Annotated in this window: 19 protein-coding genes; 7 read left to right on the plus strand and 12 right to left on the minus strand. The window is 37.6% G+C overall.

The genetic code is table 11. From position 1 onward, the window contains the following. The 10 genes from GYX25_RS10900 to parE all read right to left on the minus strand — a co-directional run. Positions 1 to 127, minus strand: a 127-nt coding sequence (locus GYX25_RS10900; RefSeq protein ID WP_238786112.1) for a GTP-binding protein, incomplete at its 3' end; no start/stop codon positions are given. A gap of 68 nt (positions 128 to 195) precedes the next feature. Then, positions 196 to 2298 (minus strand): elongation factor G, encoded by a 2103-nt coding sequence (gene fusA / locus GYX25_RS10905; RefSeq protein ID WP_091350658.1) that lies wholly within the window; start codon positions 2296 to 2298, stop codon positions 196 to 198. A 114-nt stretch (positions 2299 to 2412) separates the two neighbouring features. After that, the gene (gene rpsG, locus GYX25_RS10910; RefSeq protein WP_034915550.1) at positions 2413 to 2883 is read right to left on the minus strand and encodes a 30S ribosomal protein S7; all 471 of its coding nucleotides are present in this window, start codon (positions 2881 to 2883) and stop codon (positions 2413 to 2415) included. Positions 2884 to 2982: 99 nt separating this feature from the next. After that, positions 2983 to 3357, minus strand: coding sequence for a 30S ribosomal protein S12 (rpsL, locus tag GYX25_RS10915; protein ID WP_034883792.1), 375 nt, complete (start codon positions 3355 to 3357; stop codon positions 2983 to 2985). Positions 3358 to 3653: 296 nt separating this feature from the next. Then, entirely contained in the window at positions 3654 to 4964 is a 1311-nt protein-coding gene (locus GYX25_RS10920) for an NCS2 family permease (RefSeq protein ID WP_091350660.1), read from the minus strand. 199 nt (positions 4965 to 5163) lie between these two features. Then, positions 5164 to 6738, minus strand: a complete 1575-nt coding sequence (locus GYX25_RS10925; protein ID WP_174787368.1) for a TerC family protein — start codon at positions 6736 to 6738, stop codon at positions 5164 to 5166. A 142-nt stretch (positions 6739 to 6880) separates the two neighbouring features. After that, positions 6881 to 8326 carry a TrkH family potassium uptake protein gene (locus GYX25_RS10930; protein ID WP_091350719.1) on the minus strand — a complete coding sequence of 482 codons (1446 nt, stop codon included), beginning with the start codon at positions 8324 to 8326 and terminating at the stop codon, positions 6881 to 6883. A 14-nt stretch (positions 8327 to 8340) separates the two neighbouring features. After that, positions 8341 to 9186 (minus strand): co-chaperone DjlA, encoded by an 846-nt coding sequence (djlA, locus tag GYX25_RS10935; RefSeq protein WP_091350667.1) that lies wholly within the window; start codon positions 9184 to 9186, stop codon positions 8341 to 8343. 1 nt (position 9187) lies between these two features. After that, positions 9188 to 11416 carry a DNA topoisomerase IV subunit A gene (gene parC, locus GYX25_RS10940; protein ID WP_160404045.1) on the minus strand — a complete coding sequence of 743 codons (2229 nt, stop codon included), beginning with the start codon at positions 11414 to 11416 and terminating at the stop codon, positions 9188 to 9190. A gap of 27 nt (positions 11417 to 11443) precedes the next feature. Beyond that, positions 11444 to 13333 carry a DNA topoisomerase IV subunit B gene (gene parE / locus GYX25_RS10945; RefSeq protein ID WP_160404044.1) on the minus strand — a complete coding sequence of 630 codons (1890 nt, stop codon included), beginning with the start codon at positions 13331 to 13333 and terminating at the stop codon, positions 11444 to 11446. Between the two features lie 205 nt (positions 13334 to 13538). Here parE and GYX25_RS10950 point away from each other — a divergent pair, with 205 nt between their 5' ends. The 4 genes from GYX25_RS10950 (at position 13539) to ubiA (ending at position 18270) form a co-directional block, all read left to right on the plus strand. Beyond that, the gene (locus tag GYX25_RS10950; RefSeq protein WP_174787369.1) at positions 13539 to 15986 is read left to right on the plus strand and encodes a DMSO/selenate family reductase complex A subunit; all 2448 of its coding nucleotides are present in this window, start codon (positions 13539 to 13541) and stop codon (positions 15984 to 15986) included. 30 nt (positions 15987 to 16016) lie between these two features. After that, a complete protein-coding gene (locus GYX25_RS10955; RefSeq protein WP_091350678.1) occupies positions 16017 to 16631 on the plus strand; it encodes a DMSO/selenate family reductase complex B subunit in 615 nt (204 codons plus the stop codon). Positions 16632 to 16758: 127 nt separating this feature from the next. Beyond that, positions 16759 to 17340, plus strand: a complete 582-nt coding sequence (locus GYX25_RS10960) for a TorD/DmsD family molecular chaperone (RefSeq protein WP_202983864.1) — start codon at positions 16759 to 16761, stop codon at positions 17338 to 17340. Positions 17341 to 17442: 102 nt separating this feature from the next. Continuing rightward, on the plus strand, positions 17443 to 18270 hold the full coding sequence (gene ubiA, locus GYX25_RS10965) for a 4-hydroxybenzoate octaprenyltransferase (protein ID WP_174787370.1): 828 nt from the start codon (positions 17443 to 17445) through the stop codon (positions 18268 to 18270). A 92-nt stretch (positions 18271 to 18362) separates the two neighbouring features. Here ubiA and GYX25_RS10970 read toward each other — a convergent pair whose 3' ends face one another. After that, positions 18363 to 19256 (minus strand): SIS domain-containing protein, encoded by an 894-nt coding sequence (locus tag GYX25_RS10970; protein ID WP_202983865.1) that lies wholly within the window; start codon positions 19254 to 19256, stop codon positions 18363 to 18365. A 168-nt stretch (positions 19257 to 19424) separates the two neighbouring features. On the opposite strand from GYX25_RS10970, the gene rpiB reads away from it, so the two are divergent. The 3 genes from rpiB to GYX25_RS10985 all read left to right on the plus strand — a co-directional run bounded on the left by rpiB (position 19425) and on the right by GYX25_RS10985 (position 22349). Then, positions 19425 to 19877, plus strand: a complete 453-nt coding sequence (rpiB, locus tag GYX25_RS10975) for a ribose 5-phosphate isomerase B (protein WP_091350684.1) — start codon at positions 19425 to 19427, stop codon at positions 19875 to 19877. Beyond that, complete coding sequence (rpe, locus tag GYX25_RS10980; protein WP_091350686.1) at positions 19870 to 20523, plus strand: ribulose-phosphate 3-epimerase; 654 nt, start codon at positions 19870 to 19872, stop codon at positions 20521 to 20523. The genes rpiB and rpe overlap by 8 nt, the downstream gene beginning before the upstream one ends. 233 nt (positions 20524 to 20756) lie before the next feature. Beyond that, positions 20757 to 22349: a PTS transporter subunit EIIC gene (locus GYX25_RS10985; RefSeq protein ID WP_174787371.1), complete on the plus strand. Its 1593-nt coding sequence runs from the start codon at positions 20757 to 20759 to the stop codon at positions 22347 to 22349. A 136-nt stretch (positions 22350 to 22485) separates the two neighbouring features. On the opposite strand, the gene folP is transcribed toward GYX25_RS10985, so the two are convergent. Next, the gene (gene folP, locus GYX25_RS10990) at positions 22486 to 23322 is read right to left on the minus strand and encodes a dihydropteroate synthase (RefSeq protein WP_091350692.1); all 837 of its coding nucleotides are present in this window, start codon (positions 23320 to 23322) and stop codon (positions 22486 to 22488) included. Positions 23323 to 23385 lie beyond the last annotated feature (63 nt).

Genomic DNA, 23385 nt, shown 5'->3' on the forward strand with positions numbered 1-23385 from the left:
GACCGCCGTATTTTTTAGCAAGTACAGAAGTAATTGCCGCAGTTAAAGTTGTTTTACCATGGTCAACGTGGCCGATTGTACCAACGTTAACGTGGGGTTTTGTACGTTCAAATTTTTCTTTAGACATCTTAATGTTCCTTTATTAAATCACTTCCCTTAATTCATTAAGGGAAGCGTTACTTTATTTAGATAAAATTATTTTGCTTTACGAGCTTCAATAATTGCGGTTGCAATATTTGTTGGTGCTTCATTGTACTTCAAGAACTCCATTGAGTAAGAAGCACGACCTTGAGTTTGTGAACGAAGGTCTGTTGCATAACCAAACATTTCTGAAAGTGGAACTTGTGCTTTAACTGTTTTACCAGTTGCAGTATCTTCCATTCCTTCGATCATACCGCGACGACGGTTTAAGTCACCGATAACATCACCCATATAATCTTCAGGAGTTTCAACTTCTACTTTCATAATCGGTTCTAAAAGCACAGGTTTAGCTTTCATGAAGCCATCTTTAAATGCCATTGAACCGGCAATTTTAAATGCCATTTCTGATGAGTCAACGTCATGGTAAGAACCATCATAGATAGTGACTTCAACATCAACAATTGGGTAACCAGCAAGAACACCGTTTTTCATTTGTTCTTGACAGCCTTTATCAACTGCAGGGATGTATTCTTTAGGAACCACACCACCAACGATTTCATTGTTGAATTTGTAGCCTTCGCCACCTGCTTCCAATGGTTTGATTTTTAACCATACATGACCATATTGACCACGACCACCAGACTGACGAACAAATTTACCTTCTTGTTCTACTTCATTGCGAATTGTTTCACGGTAAGCAACTTGTGGTTTACCAACATTTGCTTCCACTTTAAATTCACGTTTCATACGGTCAACGATGATTTCTAAGTGAAGTTCACCCATACCAGAAATAATGGTTTGACCTGATTCTTCATCGGTGTGAACACGGAATGAAGGATCTTCTTGTGCTAGTCGACCTAAAGCAAGACCCATTTTTTCTTGGTCAGCTTTGGTTTTTGGTTCAACAGCAACCGAAATTACTGGCTCTGGGAATTCCATTCTTTCAAGAATGATTGGTGCACTTTCAGCACAAAGTGTATCACCTGTAGTTACATCTTTAAGACCGATTGCCGCAGCGATGTCACCAGCGCGAACTTCTTTAATTTCTTCACGTTTGTTAGCGTGCATCTGAACGATACGACCAAAACGTTCTTTTTTGTCTTTAACAGAGTTAAGAACAGTATCACCAGAGTTAACCACACCAGAGTAAACACGGAAGAATGTTAAGTTACCCACAAATGGGTCAGTTGCGATTTTGAACGCTAATGATGAGAATGGTTCGTCATCACTTGAGTGACGTTCAGCCGCTTCACCGTTTTGTAATTCACCTTTGATTGCAGGTACATCAGTTGGTGCTGGTAAATATTCAATAACTGCATCAAGCATGAATTGAACACCTTTATTTTTAAAGGCACTACCACAAGTTACTAAGATGATTTCGTTAGCAAGTACGCGTTCACGTAATGCTGCTTTCACTTCTTCTTCAGTTAACTCTTCACCACCAAGGTATTTTTCCATTAACTCTTCACTTGCTTCAGCCGCAGTTTCAATTAAGAAAGAACGCCATTCTTCAACTTGGTCAACCATTCCGGCTGGTACATCTTCATAAGTGAATGTTACACCTTGATCAGCATCATTCCAGTTGATTGCTTTACGTTTAAGTAAATCAACAACACCAGTAAATCCTTCTTCTGCACCGATTGGTAAAACTAAAGGAACAGGTACTGCTGCTAAACGAGTTTTGATTTGATCAACAACACGTAAGAAGTTAGCACCCATACGGTCCATTTTGTTGACAAATGCAATACGTGGAACTTTATATTTGTTTGCTTGACGCCATACAGTTTCAGATTGAGGTTGAACACCACCAACTGCACAGTAAACCATTACCGCACCATCAAGAACACGCATAGAACGTTCAACTTCGATTGTAAAGTCAACGTGTCCCGGGGTGTCGATGATGTTGATACGGTGTGGTTCAAATTGTTGACCCATACCAGACCAGAATGCAGTTGTTGCAGCAGATGTGATAGTGATACCACGTTCTTGTTCTTGTTCCATCCAGTCCATGGTAGCTGCGCCATCATGAACTTCACCAATTTTGTGACTAACACCAGTATAAAACAAAATACGTTCAGTCGTTGTTGTTTTACCTGCGTCAATATGTGCACTGATACCGATATTACGATAGCGTGCTATAGGGGTTGTACGAGCCATATTAATCCTCTGTTTAGAATCGTTTGCTTAATAAAACATCATTTTGGTTGACTGATAGCAGATAAGGGCTATCAGTCCTAATTCAAGTCACTTATATAAGTATAAGTGCGAATATTACCAACGATAGTGTGCAAACGCTCTATTAGCTTCAGCCATACGATGAACATCTTCGCGTTTTTTCACAGCGGTACCTTTGTTTTCAAAAGCATCCATAAGTTCATTCGCTAGGCGTAAAGCCATTGATTTATCGCCACGTTTACGTGCAGCATCTACAATCCAACGCATTGCAAGTGCATTACGACGAACTGGACGCACTTCAACTGGAACTTGGTATGTAGAACCACCAACGCGACGAGACTTAACTTCTACAGTTGGTCTTACGTTATCTAATGCAACTTCGAAAGCTGCTAAGTGGTCTTTTCCACTACGCTCAGCTAATTTATCAAGAGCTGAATATACGATTGATTCTGCGATAGATTTTTTACCATCTATCATTAAAATATTTACAAATTTCGCCAGTAACTCTGAACCGAACTTCGGATCAGGAAGAATTTTTCTTTGACCGACAACATGACGACGTGGCATTGGAATACTCCGTTTATATGTTATAAATTTTCAGGTTTACCCAAAACTCAAATGAGTTAAATGGAATTATATAGTTTGGCCTTACTTAACGGAGTTCCATTAAGCTTTAGGTCGTTTAACACCGTATTTAGAACGGCTTTGTTTGCGATCTTTAACACCTGCGCAGTCTAATGCACCACGAACAGTGTGATAACGAACACCCGGTAAGTCTTTAACACGACCACCACGGATTAAAATTACGCTATGTTCTTGTAGGTTATGACCTTCACCACCGATATAAGAAGTCACTTCAAAACCGTTGGTTAAACGTACACGACATACTTTACGTAATGCTGAGTTTGGTTTTTTCGGTGTAGTTGTGTAAACACGAGTACAAACACCGCGTTTTTGCGGGCATGCTTCAAGGGCAGGAACGTTACTTTTTGCTTCCTTTAGTGCTCTTGGTTTGCGTACCAGCTGATTAATTGTTGCCATTAATAAGCTCCTGATTAATTAAAATAAATTTAAAATTGCTTTTTAGATACGTAATTAATAACTGTAGACCAAAACCTATTTTATATAAGTTTTGGGTCGCAAGATTCTAGACCCCAGAAGAGATAATGTCAAGTTTTTGCGATCATTAAGTGCTTGATCTTGAGTTTAATTATTACGGAATTATGACGATGTTTTTATGAGATAGGATAGGGTAATTTTAGGGGGAAAATGGGTATTTGTATTTATCATATTGATATATTTCCCCCTACCATGAGTAGCAGTAGGGGGAAATGTGATTAGTGATGATCAATAAAGATAAATTTTAAAGCAAAAAGTACGGCAAAAATAATCACACATAGGTTTAGTTGTTTAAATTTACCCGTAAAGGCTTTTAATATTACATAAGAGATAAAACCAAGGGCGACGCCTTCAGTAATAGCAAAAGCAAAAGGCATCATGATTGCAGTAATAAAGGCCGGTGTTGCTTCGGTTAAATCAGACCAGTTAACTTTAACTAAGCTTGAAACCATTAAAATCCCAACAAAAATAAGTGCGCCTGATGTTGCATAAGTAGGTACTAAATGCGCTAGTGGTGATAAAAATGTCACTATTAAAAATAATATACCGACAACAACCGCAGTTAACCCCGTACGTCCACCGACTGAAATACCTGCAGAACTTTCGATATAGGTTAACACTGATGATGTACCAAATAATCCACCTAAAGAAGAGCTAAAGCTATCAATTAATAGTGCTTGACGCATTTTGGGAAATCGACCTTTTTCGTCACTAATTCCAGCTTTATCGGTTAATGCTAAAATAGTACCTGATGAGTCGAATAGGCTGACAATCATTATTGAAAAAATAACGCCCATAATACCGATATTAAGTGAGCCAGCTAGATCAACATGACCAACAACACTGGTAACACTTGGTGGCATAGATACAATACCTTGGTAACTGATATTAGGATCGAGCCATAGTGCTAATAAAGTTACAACTAAAATCGAAATTAATACTGCTGCATGAAAGTTACGAGCCGCTAAAATAATAATAATGAAAAAACCAAGCGAACCCAATAACACTTTAAGCGATAAGATATTACCCATGGTTAGTAGTGTCGCAGGTGAGGCAACTACAATACCCATGTTTTGAAATCCCATAAAAGCAATAAATAGCCCGATACCGGCACTAATACCTACACGTAAGCATTGTGGAATGTGTTCAATTAACCAGTGACGAACTTTAAATAGTGATAATGCAAAAAAGACTAATGACCCCCAAAATATGGCTCCCATACCGACTTGCCAAGAGTAGCCCATTGCACCACAGACGCCATAAGCAAAGAAGACGTTCAGCCCCATTGCCGGTGCAAGTGCTATTGGTAAGTTAGCAAATAAGCCCATTAAAATCGTTGCCAACGCAGTAATCACACAAGTTAGTACAAATACCGCAGATTTATCCATGCCGGTTGCAGATAGAATAGATGGATTAACAAAGATGATATAGACCATTGTGAGGAAGGTGGTACATCCTGCAATAATTTCAGTACCAGCGGTTGTTTTTTTTTCTTTCAATTGAAAGAGTTTTTCGAATATTGAATGCATAAGTTAAAGCCTAATTTTGGTTAATAGAATGAATGAGTGTTACCTATTTTTTACCAAAAGAAAGGTAAAAATAAAAAATAGAAAAGATGAAGAACTAGGCTCTACATCTTCAAATAAACAGAAATTTTATTGCGCTATTATTGCTAGTTATTTATTTTGGTCAAGCGCTATTGTAATTAATATAGCGCTTAGGAATAAACTACGTTGAAGCGAACTCCTGCTTGTTTAGCACAATTTTTACTTTCAAAATTCTGTGGCTTTCTATTTCTGCCACTTCAAATAAATAATCGCCGATTTGTAAGGTTTCACCAACATTAAGTAAATGCTGAGCTTTTTCCATTAATAGCCCTGCTAGGGTGTGATACTCACGTTTATCATCAATGGGAATGGGTACAAAACGGATAAGTTCTTCAACCGGAATATAGCCATTAGCGATCCAGCTGTTATCATCTAGACATTGAATATCGTGTTTGGCGTCAATTTCTTCTTCTTCGGTCGGGAAGTCACCGGCAATGGTTTCAATAATATCTGTCACCGAAACAACCCCTTGCATTGAGCCAAATTCGTCCACCACAAAAGCAAAATGAGTTTTGGCTTTTTTAAATTGATCTAATGCAACTAGTAACGATACGGTTTCAGGGAAGATCAGCGGTTGTTTGATAAGCGAGTGAATATCAATGGGCTCTTTATTTTGTAGTATATCTTTTAATAGATCATTAACTTGGATGATTCCTAGTGGCTCATCAATTGAAACATTATCGGTAACGACTAAACGTGAATGAGGATTTTCAAAAATCTCTTTAATAATAACCTCACGATCATCATTGATATTGACCATATCAACGTCAAGTCGAGATGTCATTATACTGCTGACTGAACGTTGGGCTAGGCCTAGTACACGTTCAACCATACTTAGTTCTTGATGATTAAACACTGATACTTTTTTATTTTCATCAGACATGACATCGACGGTGTTAGTATCAGGATCTTCTTCGGCATCACCTTTAAGTAAGTGTAAAATGGCTTCGGCGGTACGTTCGCGTAATGGCTTTTTATTTAAGGCTTTGCGACGATTAAAAATAGCCAGTTGATTGAAAAACTCAATCATAATTGAGAAGCCAATAGCCGCGTATAAATAGCCTTTTGGAATCATAAAATCAAACCCTTCGGCAACGAGGCTAAAACCGATCATCAATAAAAAACTTAAACAAAGAATGACAATGGTTGGATGATCATTGACAAAATTGGCCAGTGGTTTACTTGCAACCATCATAATGGCAATGGCAATACACACGGCAATAATCATCACAGGAATATGTTCAACCATTCCTACCGCAGTGATCACCGAATCAAGCGAAAACACGGCATCAAGTACAACTATTTGTGCTACAACAGTCCAAAAGTGAGAGGTTTTTTTGGGTTTACCGTCTTCTTGTGATGCACCTTCAAGACGTTCGTTGAGCTCCATGGTGGCTTTAAATAATAAAAATATTCCACCGATTAACATAATCAGTTGGCGTGCATTAAAGCTGATTCCAGATATCGTAAATAGTGGTGTGGTGAGTGTAACTAACCAACCTGTGAACATTAGTAGCAATATTCGCGTAATTAATGCGAAAGCAAGGCCAGTAATGCGCGCTTTGTCTCGTTGGTTGGGAGGAAGTTTCTCGGCAAGGATGGCAATAAAAACAATGTTATCAATACCAAGGACGATTTCAAGTACAACCAGAGTGGATAAACCAATCCAGATTGTAGGATCCATGATCCATTCCATATGTCAGGTGATTACCTCTAATAAATACAGCACATGCTGTGTTGTAATTCTGTCTGTAATTAACTAAATAATCAATAAAATATTTATAAAAATTGTGTATTTTGTCAAAAGATTTCAGTTAATTGTTTGTTTTAATATAAAATCAACTCCGCCAAAAAGTTGGCGTAAATAAAACCAGTAAGGTAAATATTTCTAATCGGCCAAATAACATATCGACAACCATGACCCATTTAACAACGTCACTTACGCTAGCAAAATTATCGCTTACATTGCCAAGCCCAACGCCTAAGTTATTGAGTGATGAAGCAACAATATAAAATGAATCAGTAGCATCAATGCCAGTTGCCATAATAATAAATAAGCTGACTAAAAAGACTAATGCATAGGCAGAAAAGAATCCCCAAACTGCTTCAATAATACGTTCTGAAACAACACGGTTATTTAATTTTAATGTATAAATCGCATTCGGATGAATAAGGCGTTTTAATTCACGCGATCCCTGCATAAACAGAAGCAAAACTCGCACCACTTTTAAACCGCCGCCAGTTGAACCAGCACAACCACCAATAAATGATGCGCATAGTAAAAAAATGGGTAATGATGATGGCCATGTATTGATATCATCTACGGTAAAACCAACAGTTGCGGAGATAGATACAACTTGTAGCACTATTTTATCTATGCTGAGTTTTCGTTCTGGTTGGTAAACATAAATGCCAAATGCACAAATTATAATTAAAATGGCTAAAATAAAAATAAAGGTTCTAAACTCTTGATCTCGCCAGAAAACCTTAATTGAAAATCCACTTAATGCAGCAAAATGTAGTGCAAAGTTACAACCTGATAAGACTAAAAAGAGGGTGATAATGTAGTTGATTGCGGGGCTATTAAAGTAAGCAAGATTATCATCGTGAGTTGAAAATCCACCCATTGAAATGGTTGAAAAGCTATGTGAAATCGCATCAAAAACATTCATACCTGCAAACCATAAGCAGATCGCACAAAGAGTAGTAAGAAAAATATAAATTGACCAGAGTGTTTTTGCCGTTTCGGCAATGCGTGGGCGCATTTTGCTGTCTTTTTGTGGACCGGGGATTTCAGCCCGATAAAGTTGCATACCCCCAACGCCTAATAATGGCAATATGGCAACAGCAAGTACGATAATACCCATACCACCAAGCCATTGCAGTAATTGACGATAAAACAGTAAAGCCTTAGGAAGGTGTTCTAATTTTACAATAGTTGTAGCACCTGTTGTGGTTAAGCTTGAAAATGATTCGAAAAATGCGGTAGTTAAATTTAAATTAATATGGGTATCAAAAATAAAAGGGAAAGCACCGATTGTACCTAAAACAACCCAAAATAGCACAACAATAAAGAAGCCTTCGCGAGTGGTTAGCTCATGGCGTTGATGGCGATTAGGAAGCCATAAAAGACACCCTAAAATTAGCGCAGCAAAAAACGAACGCACAAAAATTGCCCCCGCGCCGTCGCGATAAATTAATGCTACAAGTGCAGGTAATAGCATAAATGTCGATAGCAGGGCAATTAATAGTCCAACAATTCTAATGATTGAGCGCCAATGCATCATAGTATTAGTCTCTACTTAAATCCACGTGATGCTTTGATAAGATCATAGGCAGCTTGGATTTCTTGTGCTCGTTTTTTTGCGGCTTCTAGCATCTCTTTTGGTAGACCTTTTGATACTAGCTTATCTGGATGATGTTCGTTCATTAATTTTCGATAAGCTCTTTTGATTTCTGAGATCTCCGCAGACGAGTCAATACCCAAAATTTTGTAAGCATTTTGTAGATCAGCTTGTGTTGATCTGCCTTGATAACCACCATAATGATTGCTACGTTGATACTGATCTCGCTGATTTTGTTGGTTGTGATAACCATTCTGACGAAAATGGTAGCTACCCATCATCATTTGAATATATATTGCCATTTGTTGACGTGGAATATTAAATTCTTCAGCCACAACAAAAAGAATTTGTTGCTCTTTTTCATCTAAAATGCCATCAACTAATGCCGCTTGGATCAGTTGTTCACAAAAAATATTTAACACATTTCGTCGGTAACGATATTGTGCATATAGTTCCGCTAAACGAGATCGGAGTGGGTAATCACTTGCTTTGCCTCGATTAAATGAGTCTTGTGCTAGTTTTCGACTATTTCGATCCAGTTGTAATCTGTCCATGAATTGGCTAGCAAGATTAATATCGTCTTGAGTGACAACACCTTTTGCTTTACTTAAATGACCAAGGACTTCAAAAACAACTGTTAAGTAAAGTTCTGGGTTTGCTTTGGTTTTTTGTTCGGTCAATTTATTGCAAAATGCTTGGTAAAGCATTGGACCAATAAATAGTCCAAGTATAAACCCCCATCCTGTTTTTAATACACTGCTTAAAACAAAGCCTGTAATTATCGCCCAAATAAAAGACATATTATTCGTTCACCTCAATTTGATCTATCTTTTGCAAACCTCGTGGTAATGAAGTGCCTTTACGTGCTCGTTCTGCTTTAAATTTTTGTAAATCAGCAGGATGTAGCGTAAGTTTGCGTTTACCAACATATAAAGTTACCGCTGTTTCTGGGGTAATTAGCATCATATAAGAAAGGCTATCATCTGTACCAGCAAGCGACACAATTTTATTTCCTTTACCTTTGGCAAGTTCAGGTAAATCTTTGACAGGGAAGATGAGCATTCGACCAGCTTTAGTGATCGATAACAATAAGCTATCTTCTGATGGGATTTCAATTGGTGCTAGGATTTTTGCTTCTTTAGGTAAATTGATAATCGCCTTACCATTGCGGTTACGAGCAATTAAATCACTAAATTGACAAATAAAGCCATACCCTGCACTTGAAGCCAGCAAGAATTTTTGATTATCATTTTGTGACATCAAAACATGTTCAACCGTTGCGCCTGCCGGTAGTGCTAGTTTACCGGTTAATGGCTCTCCTTGGCTTCGGGCAGATGGTAGGGTATTAGGCTCTATAGCATAACTACGACCTGTTGAGTCGATAAAGATAACGGGCTGATTGCTTTTTCCTTTTGCGGCAGCTTTAAAGCTATCACCCGCTTTATAGCTTAAACCGGTAGCATCAATATCATGACCTTTAGCTGTTCTAACCCAGCCCATTTCAGACAAAATCACGGTAACAGGTTCTGATGGTGTTAACTCTTGTTCACTAATGGCTTTAGCTTCACTACGTTCAACGATCGGAGAACGACGCTCATCACCATATTTTTCAGCGTCTTCTTGTAGCTCTTTTTTTATTAAATTACTCAGTTTTTTCGGTGAAGATAATAATGCTTGCAAGTGATCGCGTTCTTTTGCAAGCTCACTTTGTTCACCTTTAATGCGCATTTCTTCAAGTTTGGCTAAATGACGTAGTTTTAACTCTAAAATTGCTTCGGCTTGAATATCGGTTAATGCAAAACGGCTGATTAACTCCTGCTTAGGTTCATCTTCATTACGTATAATATCGATAACTTCATCAATATTTAAAAATGCAATTAATAAACCATCAAGGATATGCAGTCGTTTTAATATTTTATCTAATCGATAATTTAAGCGGCGCGTGACGGTGTTTTTGCGATATTCCAGCCACTCGGTTAGAATTTCGACTAATCCTTTTACTGATGGGCGATTATCTAGCCCGATCATATTCATATTGACGCGATAGCTTTTTTCGAGATCGGTTGTTGCAAATAAATGATTCATGACTTGCTCTAAATCGACTCGATTTGAACGCGGCACAATCACCAAACGAGTTGGATTTTCGTGATCCGACTCATCGCGTAAATCTTCAATTAAAGGCAGTTTTTTAGCGCGCATTTGTGAAGCGATTTGCTCTAAAATTTTAGCGCCTGAAACTTGATGAGGAAGGTCGGTGATGACAATGTCACCGTCTTCTTTTTTCCATACGGCACGCATACGAATAGATCCACGACCTGTTTTGTAGATTTTTTCGATATCGTCACGAGGCGTAATAATTTCGGCCTCGGTAGGGAAGTCCGGCCCTTGTATGTGAGCCATTACTTCGCTTAATGTCGCGTTTGGGTTATCAGCAAGCATAATTGCCGCATTAGCTACTTCACGGATATTATGTGGAGGAATATCGGTTGCCATACCAACCGCAATCCCCGTTGTGCCATTTAGTAAAATATTTGGCAATCTGGCTGGTAGCATTTTAGGTTCTTGCAACGTACCATCAAAGTTTGGCGTATAATCAACCGTTCCTTGCCCTAACTCACCTAATAATAATTCAGCATATTTCGATAAGCGTGATTCGGTATAACGCATAGCAGCAAATGATTTAGGATCATCCGGCGCCCCCCAGTTACCTTGTCCATCAACTAATGGATAGCGATATGAAAACGGCTGAGCCATGAGTACCATAGCTTCGTAACAGGCGCTATCACCATGAGGATGATATTTACCAAGTACATCACCCACGGTACGTGCTGATTTTTTAAATTTTGCTTGAGCATTTAGTCCTAATTCTGACATGGCATAAACAATACGTCGTTGCACAGGTTTTAAGCCATCACCAATAAATGGTAGCGCACGATCCATAATGACATACATTGAGTAGTTTAAATAGGCACTTTCAGTAAAGGTGCGTAGTGATTGGACTTCTACTCCATCATGAGTTATCTCACTCATTATTGTTCCTCTAAATCATTCTGTTGGTTAGACATCAAGTTCAACTTGATCGCCTTTTTCTTGTAGCCATTCGCGGCGATCTTCTGAGCGTTTTTTAGCAAGTAGCATATCCATCAGTGCCATCGTTTGTTCGGCATCATCAAGGGATAACTGCACTAAACGGCGAGTATTAGGATCCATTGTTGTTTCACGCAGTTGCAATGGATTCATTTCGCCTAGACCTTTAAAGCGTTGTACATTCGGTTTGCCTTTTTTACGTTTTAGCTGTTCTAAAATGCCTTCTTTTTCTTCTTCATCTAGGGCGTAATGCACCTCTTTACCTAAATCGATACGATAAAGCGGGGGCATTGCAACAAACACATGTCCATGCTCAACCATCGCACGAAAGTGACGAACAAATAACGCACAAAGTAAAGTGGCAATATGTAGTCCATCAGAATCGGCATCGGCTAAAATACAGATCTTACCATAACGTAATTGGCTCAAATCATCACTATCCGGATCGATACCGATAGCAACCGAAATATCATGAATTTCTTGTGATCCAAGCACCTCGTCAGATGACACTTCCCAAGTATTTAAAATCTTACCTTTAAGCGGCATAATGGCTTGAAATTCACGGTCTCGAGCCTGTTTAGCTGAACCGCCAGCCGAGTCCCCTTCCACTAAAAAAAGCTCAGTACGGCTTAAATCTTGTGATGAGCAATCAGCCAGCTTACCCGGTAGTGCAGGACCACTAGTTAGCTTTTTACGGATGACTTTTTTTGAGGCTTTTAAGCGTTTTTGCGCGCTTGAAATCACCATTTCAGCCAGTAATTCGGCTAATTGAACATGTTGATTTAACCAAAGGCTAAATGCATCTTTCACAATTGCCGACACAAATGCCGCACTCTGGCGTGATGATAATCGCTCTTTGGTTTGGCCTGCAAATTGTGGCTCTTGCATTTTGACTGAAATAACATAAGCACAACGTTCCCAAATATCATCAGCCGTTAATTTTAAGCCACGCGGCAACAAATTACGAAACTCACAAAACTCACGCATGGCATCTAACAAGCCTTGACGTAAACCATTAACATGCGTACCACCTTGAATTGTTGGAATTAAGTTAACGTAACTTTCGGTTAATAGCTCGCCGCCTTCAGGCATCCAAAGTAACGCCCATTCAACCGCTTCGGTTTCGCCAATGTGACTACCAGTAAACGGGATTTCGGGTAGTAGTGAATAACCACTTACCGACTCCATCAAATAGTCTTTTAATCCATCTTGATAGCACCAGCGTTGTTCGGTATTGTTGATTTTATCTTTAAAGGTAATTTCAAGACCGGGACAAAGAACCGCTTTGGCTTTAAGTAGATGTGACAAGCGAGGCACTGAAAATCGAGGTGAATCAAAATATTTTTCGTCTGGCCAAAAATGCACTTTGGTACCCGTATTACGGCGCCCACATGTACCAGTGATGTGTAAATCTTCGACTTTGTTGCCATTTTCAAAGGCCATTTCGTACACTTGTCCATCACGGTGAACAGTGACTTCAACACGTTTTGATAATGCATTTACCACCGAAATACCCACACCATGCAAACCGCCAGAGAACTGGTAATTCTTGTTCGAAAACTTACCCCCAGCATGCAAACGACAAAGCAATAGCTCAATTGCAGGCACGCCTTCTTCTGGGTGAATATCAACAGGCATGCCGCGCCCATCGTCAATCACTTCAAGTGAGTTATCTTCATAAAGTGTCACCTTAATTTGACGAGCATGGCCGGCAATAGCTTCATCGACACTATTATCAATGACTTCTTGGCCCAAATGGTTTGGGCGAGTGGTATCGGTGTACATACCTGGACGGTGACGAACAGGATCAAGCCCTTTTAAAACTTCAATATCAACGGCATTATAAGTAGATTGCGACATAGTTTTTCTATCTATTCGAATAAATGACAGTTATTATACCAACCTTTGTACAATAAGACCAAGGTCAATGGCACCGGCGTTTAAGTTAAACTCATAAATCCAACTTATCGTATTGGTTAGAAAAGATAATTTACTTTTTAAGATTTTTTATCGTAATTTTAGTACGATGATAAGAAAATCCCGTATAAAAAAATAAGGGAATTAAATGAGCAAGTCAAAAGATAAAAATATAATAAATCAGGGTGATTTTTTACAAAAATCGTCAACTATTGGCGGTGTAGCAGCATTAACTAGCAATATGCAATTACCTTTTGCCTATGTAGAGCCGGATAGCGATGTTAATAACAAAAAACCTCTTAACCCTACGGATAAAGAACAAATTTATTATAGTGCTTGTTTAGTTAACTGCGGTAGCCGTTGTCCTTTAAAAGTTCATGTAAAAAACGATATTATCACTAAAATATCTTCAGAAGATGGCATTGATGACCCGATTTTTGGACAACATCAAATTCGCCCGTGTTTACGTGGCCGTTCCGTTCGTTGGCGCACTTACGATCCAGAACGCTTAAAATACCCAATGCTAAGAATAGGCAAACGTGGTGAAGGTAAATTTAAACGCATTTCGTGGAGTGAGGCGATTGATTTACTAGCTGAAAAGCTCAAACATACGATCGACAACTATGGTAACGAAGCGATTTATTATCAATATGGATCAGGTACGACTGGTGCTAACATTTCAGGTCGTAATGCGTGTCAGCGTTTTTTAAGTACGATTGGTGGTTTTTTAAATTATCATGGTGACTATTCAAGTGGGCAGATTTCGGCCATTCGGCCTTATATTTATGGTAATGCTAAGGAGTCATTACTTGATCAAATCAAGCACTCCGATTTAGTTGTTATGTTTGGACATAACATTGCTGAAACCCGAATGTCAGGTGGTGGACAAGTTACCGAGCTTTTTCATGCATTAGAACAAAGCAAAGCACGGGTGATTATTATTGACCCACGTCGAAGTGAAAGTGTGGTGGCTTATCATGCTGATTGGATTCCGATTATTCCTGGAACTGACGCGGCGCTTGTGGCGGCAATAGGATATGCGTTACTTGAACAAGATCGTATTGATGATGCCATGCTTAGCCAATATTGTGTTGGTTGGAATGCCGATACCCTACCAGACAGTGCCCCCCCTTTTAGCGATTATAAATCCTATATTTTAGGATTAGGTAATGACAGAACACCTAAAACACCTGAATGGGCGGCTAAAAAAACAGGCATTCCAGCCGAGCAGATCCGCAAACTGGCTATGGATATTGTGAATGCAAAAGCGGCTTGGATATCGCAAGGTTATGGTGTACAGCGTTGGCAAAATGGTGAACATACTGCTCGGGCAATTATGTTATTGCCAATTATCACTGGTCAATTTGGTAAACCGGGCACCAACATTGGCACATGGGGGGGAAGTATAACTTATCCTGTTCCAAGTTTAAGTATCCCCAACCCTATAAAAACCAGTATTCCTTTCTTTTTGTGGACAAAAGCGATTGACGATCCGTTAAGCTTAACGGCAAAAAATGCCTATTTACGTGGCAAAGATAAATTAGATGTTGGCATCAAATTTATCTGGAATTACGCCGGTAATGTTATTGGCAACCAGCATTCTGATCTTAATCGTACTCATCAAATCCTACAGGATGAGTCTAAATGTGAATTTATTCTTGTTTGGGATACGCATATGACCGCATCGGCAAAATATGCGGACTTAGTTCTGCCCGATGTCTCATCGGTTGAAAGTAACGATTTGATTAATAACTCTTACTCATCGGGTGCTTATCACTATATCATCCGCATGCAACGGGCAATAAAACCACTTTGGGAAAACCGTCCAGCTTATGAGGTATTAACGCAATTATCTGAAAAAATGGGTATAAAAGACAAATTCACCGAAGGGCGAACGCAAGAAGATTGGATAGCTTATTGCTATGAAAAACTGCGTAAAAGCCAATCTCATTTACCGCCTTTTGCCAATACTGATGGTATGGGCGTTATTGATCGTAAGTTGGCTGATAGCGATACGCAAATTGGGTTAAAAGCTTTTCGAGACGATCCAATTAAAAACCCATTAAACACCCCATCAGGAAAAATAGAAATCTATTCAGAAGCATTAGCCACCATCGCCAACGAATGGGAACTTGCTCCAGACGATGTCCTTTATCCTATTCCAGCCTACCTACCCGCAATTGAAGGCAGTGAAGATAAACCCAAACGCAAAAAATACCCGCTACAACTGATTGGCTTCCATACCAAAGGGCAATGCCATTCCAGTTACAGTAATTTACCACAACTGCGCGAAGCGGTTGCTAACAGTATTTGGATTAATCCATTTGATGCCGAGCAAAGACAAATAAAACATGGCCAGTTAGTTGAGGTTTACAACGATCGAGGTCGGCTCTGTATTCCAGCTAAAGTCACACCAAGGATATTACCGGGTGTGATTGCTATTCCGCAAGGAATGTGGGCAAAAACCAATGCGGCCGGGATTGATATTGGCGGTTGTATTAATCGCTTAACATCATTGCGCCCAACGGTGCTTGCAAAAGCCAATCCACAACATACTAATCTGGTTGAAGTCAAACCATTATTGACTATGTGTTGAGTATCATAAATTAAAGAACGGATAATAAAAATGCAATATGGATTTTATATTGATTCTTCAAAATGCACCGGTTGCAAAACCTGCCAAATCAGTTGTAAAGATGAAAAAGATAATGCATTAGGTGTTAATTTTCGCCGTGTTTATGAGTATGGCGGAGGTACTTGGCAGCAAGTTGATGGTATGTGGCAAAACGATACTTTTACCTACTATTTATCCATCTCATGTAATCATTGCCAAGAGCCTGCTTGTGTACAAGGTTGCCCAACGGGAGCAATGCATAAACGCTCACAAGATGGCTTAGTGGTTGTTAATCAAGATATTTGCATTGGTTGCCGACGTTGTGAAACCCATTGTCCTTATGGCGCACCGCAATTTGATCATCAAAAACAGGTTATGTCAAAATGTGATGGCTGTTATGAACGTGTTGAACAAGGACTCAAACCTGTTTGTGTCGACTCCTGTCCGCAAAGAGCGTTAGACTTTGACGAAATCGAAAAACTCCGCCAGCGACATGGTAATGAGCGGAACATTGCTCCACTACCAAACGAAAATCTAACTAAACCCAATATTGTTATCAAACCCCATCCTCAAGCGAAAGCCTCGGGCGATACACTGGGACAAATACTCAACCCCGAAGAGGTATAACATGTACAAATTACCACTGGTTTTTTTACCGTATTTGGGTGTTTATCTACTGGTATGATTAGGAAGGCTATTTTATTTAATGGCATCCCAAATCAATACTATCTATTTATAGTTAGGTAGCGATTTAATGAAAAATAATGAAGCAACGCATCTAGATAAAATTACATCCACTATTTTGGCAAAACTATTTGGTGCCTTTTTTTATTATCCACCTGATCACCAAACGGTTAAACCGCTCATTGATATCTTATTTCAGCTTGAGCATATTGTTGATTGGCAAAATACTGTGCTTATTGGTGAACAGTGCCAAATAATCGCTACTCAAATCAACAACCCAGAACTTAATTACCAATTTTCACTATTATTTGAAGGGCAGGGTGCTATGCCCGCTCCCCCTTGGGGATCGGTTTATTTAGATCAAGAGCAGCTATTAATGGGCGAATCACAAGAACGCTACCGGCAATTCTTACAGCAACACGGCTTAACACTTAATACCGGCATCAACGAACCCGAAGACCAATTTGGGTTAATGCTAATGGCCTATGCCATATTGCAAGAAAAGAACAATCCCAAAGCTGCAAAACAGTTAATTAATGAACACTTATTGATTTGGTCTTCGGCCTATTTAAAAAAGTTAAAACAAAATGAGATAAGTCCATTTTACCGAGCATTAGCTGTGATTGTGGAACAGTATTTATTCATGATCTAACTTTTTCCTTTGTCTCACCACCTTTGCAGAGGATAGTGTACATTGCAGCTTTTAAGTAACAAGGTATAATCCACTTATTATTTCAAATAGCAAAAAACATTTATGTTAGCTTATATACAACTAATGCGGTTAGACAAACCCATCGGCACCTTACTACTACTTTGGCCAACGCTTTGGGCGATATGGTTGACAGGTGAGCCCTATACCTATATTACCCTCATTTTTATTTTAGGGGTATTTACCATGCGGGCAGCTGGGTGCGTTGTCAACGACTATGCCGATCGTCATTTTGATGCACACGTCGAACGCACAAAAAAACGCCCACTCGTGCGGGGTGCATTGACCGAAAAAAATGCACTATGGACCTTATTTACCCTATTACTCATTGCGCTTTGCCTGTTGCTCACTTTAAATAAACTATCATGGCTTATTGCAATCATAGCCTTATTAACGGCAATGATTTACCCCTTTATGAAGCGCTACACCCACTTACCACAAGTCACCTTAGGCATTGCCTTTAGCTGGTGTATTCCTATGGCATATGCCGCCATTATAGAGCAATTTCCCCCTACTTGTTGGTTACTTTGCTTTGCTAATATTTGTTGGATAATTGCTTATGATACGGAATATGCGATGGTGGATCGTAACGACGATATCAAAATAGGCATAAAATCCACCGCCATTTTATTTGGGCAGTACGATAAGTTAATTATAGGGGTATTGCAGGCGTTTACCATGATTGGCCTATTGATGGTTGGCGTCATCAACCAATTGTCGTTGGTTTTTTATATTGCTTTATTGCTGGTTGCAATACTATTTATTTACCAACAATGGTTGATAAAAAAACGAGATCGGAAACGTTGTTTTCGAGCTTTTTTAAATAATAATTATGTTGGTTTTATTGTTTTTTTAGGTCTATTTTTTGTTTAAAAATTAAAATAGTTAGCAATATCAAAGTTGGTTAGCATTGCAATTGGCAATATAGCTTTCTATTTTAAAGCTTAAAATGCCCATTTCTTCAACTATTCACTGAATTGAATTCTTTTATGCAATGGTTTTACTACATCAATGCTACGTTCTAAATGAACTTTGGATTTTTCATGATCTAGTACAACAATGGATATAAATAACGTGTCTAATAAGGTTAATTGTATAATTCTAGCTGCTGCATTTTGACCAAGTAATGGGCCATTTTTAGCTGGACTGAATATAGATAGATCTGAAATTTCAGCTAGCTCTGATTGATGATTATTGGTAATACAAATAATTTTGGCTTTATTCTTTTTAGCAACCAAAATAGCGTTACATATTTCTGAAGTATTTCCTGATTGTGAGATAGCTATAACAACATCGTTTTCTTTTAGTTGGCTGGCAACCATCACCATTAAATGATTATCACTATAAGTATGGCTGTGAATCCCTATTCTCAATAATTTATGTTCAAAATCTTGGCCAACAATAGCAGACCCTCCGATACCAAGAATAATGATACGATTAGCATGAAAAATCCATTTTGCTGCTCGTGAGATAATTTTTGCATCGACAATAGATTGAGCTTCTTTTAATGCTTGTACCGAATTATTAAAGACTTTTTCAATAATATTTTCGACGTTATCTTTTTCAGATAGTTCTTGTTCTCGATCAAAAGGTAATGCATCAAAATATGAAAGTAAAGCCTTTCTAATTTCTCTAAAACCAGAATACCCTAATTTTTTAGATACTTTTACTAGCAATGGTTCAGAAACTGATAGCTGTTCTGCAACTTCTTTGATACTTGTTTTTGGTTTTAAATTTCCTTTTACCATCATCCATTCAATAATTCTTTGCTCGGTATTGCTTAAACTTGAAAGTGAAATACGAATCATAGCTCCAATTGCGAGTGCATTAGAATTTTCTGAATTATTTAGTTGTTTCACAGGTTCTCTCCATACATTTTTTAGTAATTCTAACCTAATTTGAAATTAAGCACATTGTAAAAAAATAAATTTTCACCCACTTTTTAAACTTTACAAAAAAAATAATTAACGTTAATATTTTTATTTGTGAAGTTAACGGTTTTGTTTTTAATCATATAAGGAGGGGTTATGAAAATTGCAATAGGTTATGATCATGTTGGATATATTTTGAAAAAAGATATTATTGATTATTTGGAGAATAAAAATATTACAGTAATTGATCTCGGTGCTACATCAACAGAAAGAACAGATTATCCAATTTATGCTCATAGGGTGGCATGTTCAGTAAATACAAAACAAGCGGATTTAGGAATATTAATATGTGGGACAGGAATAGGTATTTCTATTGCTGCAAATAAATGTCAAGGAATAAGGGCAGTTGTTTGTAGTGATCCTTATTCTGCAAAATTATCACGAGAACATAATAATACTAATATTCTTGCTTTTGGTTCTCGTGTAGTTGGAAGTGAGCTAGCAAAAATGATTATTAATGAATGGTTAATGGCAAAATTTGAGGGGGGACGTCATCAAACAAGAATAAATCAAATAGACAAAATTCAAAAAGGAGAATTTCATGAGTAAATTTTGTCCTTCACTAATGTGTGTTGATTTTTCAAAGTTGGAAACTGAAATAAAGTTACTGGAAGAATCGGGTGTCGATATGTTCCACATTGATATAATGGACGGTAATTTTGTACCCAATTTTGCTTTAGGTTTAGAAGATATAAAAGCTGTAAGTAAATTATCAAAGATTCCTTATGATGTTCATTTAATGATTAGCAATCCATCTCTATATATTGAAAAATTTTCACAACTTGGTTGCCAAATTATTTATGTTCATGTAGAAACATTAACACATATACATCGAACTTTAAATCAAATTAAATCAACAGGTAAAAAAGTTGGTGTTGCAATTAATCCTGGTACTCCATTATGTGTATTAGAAGATGTTTTAGATATAATTGATGTTGTTTTGATAATGTCTGTAAACCCAGGATTTGCGGGTCAACCTTTTATATATAATTCTATCGATAGAGTTAAGAGGTTAAGTTCAATAATTAAAGATAGAAATTTAAAAACTGCAATCGCTATTGATGGTGCGATAAATTCAAACATTATCAAACAATTATTGCCTTATGTGGAATATTTTATACTTGGGACTGCTGGGTTATTTATTAAAAATAAATCTTATAAACAGACTCTTAATGAGCTAAGAAACCTATCATAATTTAGAATGACCTTTATGAATATAAAGGTCTTAATTTACAAAATAAAAATAAAAAGATAATTATTAATTATCTTTTTATTGTTTTCACCGTTAAAAAAGCTAAAAAAATTAATTTTTTATTAAAATTATGTGAACAAGATCTCTTTTAAAAAAAATATTTCACATATAAAATTTATTTTGTGAACTTTTGGTCGTTCACTATTATCATTTAATAAAAATTAGGGTTAACTACAATGAAAAGTATTTTTTTTAGTGTATTACAACGGGTTGGTCGATCCTTTATGTTACCAATTGCACTGCTTCCTGCGGCTGGATTAATGTTGGGTATAGGGGCTTCATTTACCAATGAAACAACAATTATTTCTTATGGATTACAAAGTTTTTTAGGAGAAGGAACTTTACTACATGTATTTTTAACCATAATGAAAAATGCTGGTAGCGTTATATTTTCTAATCTTCCCATTCTATTTGCTATTGGAGTTGCAATGGGGATGGCAAAGCAAGAAAAAGAAGTCGCTGCTATTTCTGGTGCTGTTGGATTTTTTATCATGCACTCAACTATTCATGCACTATTAGAGTTAAAAGAGTTATTAAAAGAAGGGGCATTGCCGAATGGATCTTTAGGTGATGCGGTTGGAATTCAAACTCTACAAATGGGGGTTTTTGGCGGTGTTATTGTTGGGTTAGGTGTTGCAGCTTTACATAATCGCTATTACCGAATTGAGTTACCAGCTATTTTATCATTCTTTGGCGGCTCACGCTTTGTTCCTGTTATTACCGCGTTCGTTTATTTATTTATTGGTATTTTAATGTTTTATATCTGGCCTACAATCCAAAATGGAATTTTGTTATTAGGTCAATTAGTTAATAAATCGGGCTATGCAGGAACATTTATTTATGGATTTATTGAACGAGCCTTAATTCCATTTGGTTTACATCATGTATTTTATATGCCATTTTGGCAAACAGGAGTTGGTGGTACAGCAATGATTGATGGTAATCTTGTTACAGGAGCACAAAATATTTTCTTTGCTCAACTGGCTAGCCCAAATACAACAGAATTTTCAGTTGAAGCAACCCGCTTTATGGCTGGTAAGTTTCCATTCTATTTATTTGGTATTCCGGGTGCAGCACTAGCTATCTATCGTACAGCTAAACCTCAAAATCGCAATATGGTCTTGGGGCTTTTACTTTCTGCAACTTTAACTGCTATTTTAACTGGGATTACTGAACCAATTGAGTTTTCTTTCCTATTTGCAGGGCCTTTATTATATGTGATTCATTGTATTTATGCTGGTTTTTCTTTCATGTTATGCCATATTTTTGATGTTGGTGTTGGACAAACGTTTTCTGGTAGTTTAATTGATTTTATATTATTTGGTGTTTTACAAGGCAATAATAAAACTCACTGGATTAATGTTATTTTGATTGGTTTGCCAATGTTTCCTCTATACTATTTCACATTTAGTTTCTTAATCAAAAAATTTAATTTTAAAACACCAGGTAGAGAAAGTGATAATGAGGAAACTAAATTATATACAAAAAAAGATGTAGAAAATATAAAAAAAATTAAACAAAAAAATAATAGCAATCAATCAATTAATATTTTAAAGGGATTAGGAGGTAAACAAAATATTACTTATATTGATTGTTGTGCAACAAGGTTAAGAGTTTCTGTACATGATAATCAATTGGTTGATAAAGAGATCTTAAAATCAACCGGCGCAAAAGGAATAATTATTAATGGGCAAGGTGTTCAAGTTATTTATGGACCTCATGTAACAGTAATTAAATCGCACTTAGAAGAATATATAGCTGCACTATAGTAATTATAAATATATTTTTTATTAATTTATTTCGGAGTAGTTGAATCAAACTAGATTTTAGCCGTTTTTATATATATCTTTAACGGCTAAAATCTTTTATTCAATGATAATAACAAAATGACCTTTAGAAGCAAAATTATGCTTGCTCAGCTAATGTAGCTTGTACAATTCTTAATGCATCAAACGTTTCTTTTACATCATGCACTCGAATAATCTGCGCCCCTTTCATTGCCGCTATCACCGCACAAGATACACTGCCTAACATTCGTTCTTGTGGTGGGACATTTAGCACTTGTCCTATCATAGATTTTCGGGACATGCCGACTAATAAAGGTAGGTTGAAATGGTGGAACTGTTCAAGCATGGCTAATAGTCGGTAATTGTGCGCTAGTGTTTTACCAAATCCAAAACCGGGGTCGAGTATGATTTTTTGACGATCGATGCCGGCGCTTATGCAGCGTTCGATCTGTTTTGCAAAAAAGTCATCGACTTCTTGATAGATATCTTGCTTGTAGTGTGGTGCATTTTGCATGGTTTGAGGGTCTCCCTGCATGTGCATGACGCAAACCGGTAAGCCAGTTTGTGCTGCAGCTTCCATTGCGCCGGGGAGCGTTAGTGCACGGATGTCATTGATTAGGTGTGCGCCTGCCTTGGCCGATTCGGTCATAACTTGTGGTTTTGATGTGTCGACCGAAATCCATACATCAAAATATCGGGCTATTTTTTCAACCAATGGCACAACGCGGTTTAGCTCTTCGTCAACTGATACTTCGGCTGCGCCGGGGCGAGTAGATTCGCCGCCGACGTCGATGAATGTGGCACCAGCTTGAATCATGCTGTCAACACGGCGCATAGCATCATCAAGGTTGTTATAACTTCCTCCGTCAGAAAACGAATCGGGTGTCATGTTAACAATGCCCATGACTTGTGGGAACGAGAGATCCATTATTTGATTTTGAAACTGTATTTCCATGATTCACAGCCTTATTAGGGTTATATTATGTGATTGTATTTATCTTAAGATATTTTATCGAGA

The sequence above is a fragment of the Gilliamella sp. ESL0254 genome, from assembly GCF_013344985.1.
In the GTDB taxonomy this organism is placed as follows: domain Bacteria; phylum Pseudomonadota; class Gammaproteobacteria; order Enterobacterales; family Orbaceae; genus Gilliamella; species Gilliamella bombicola.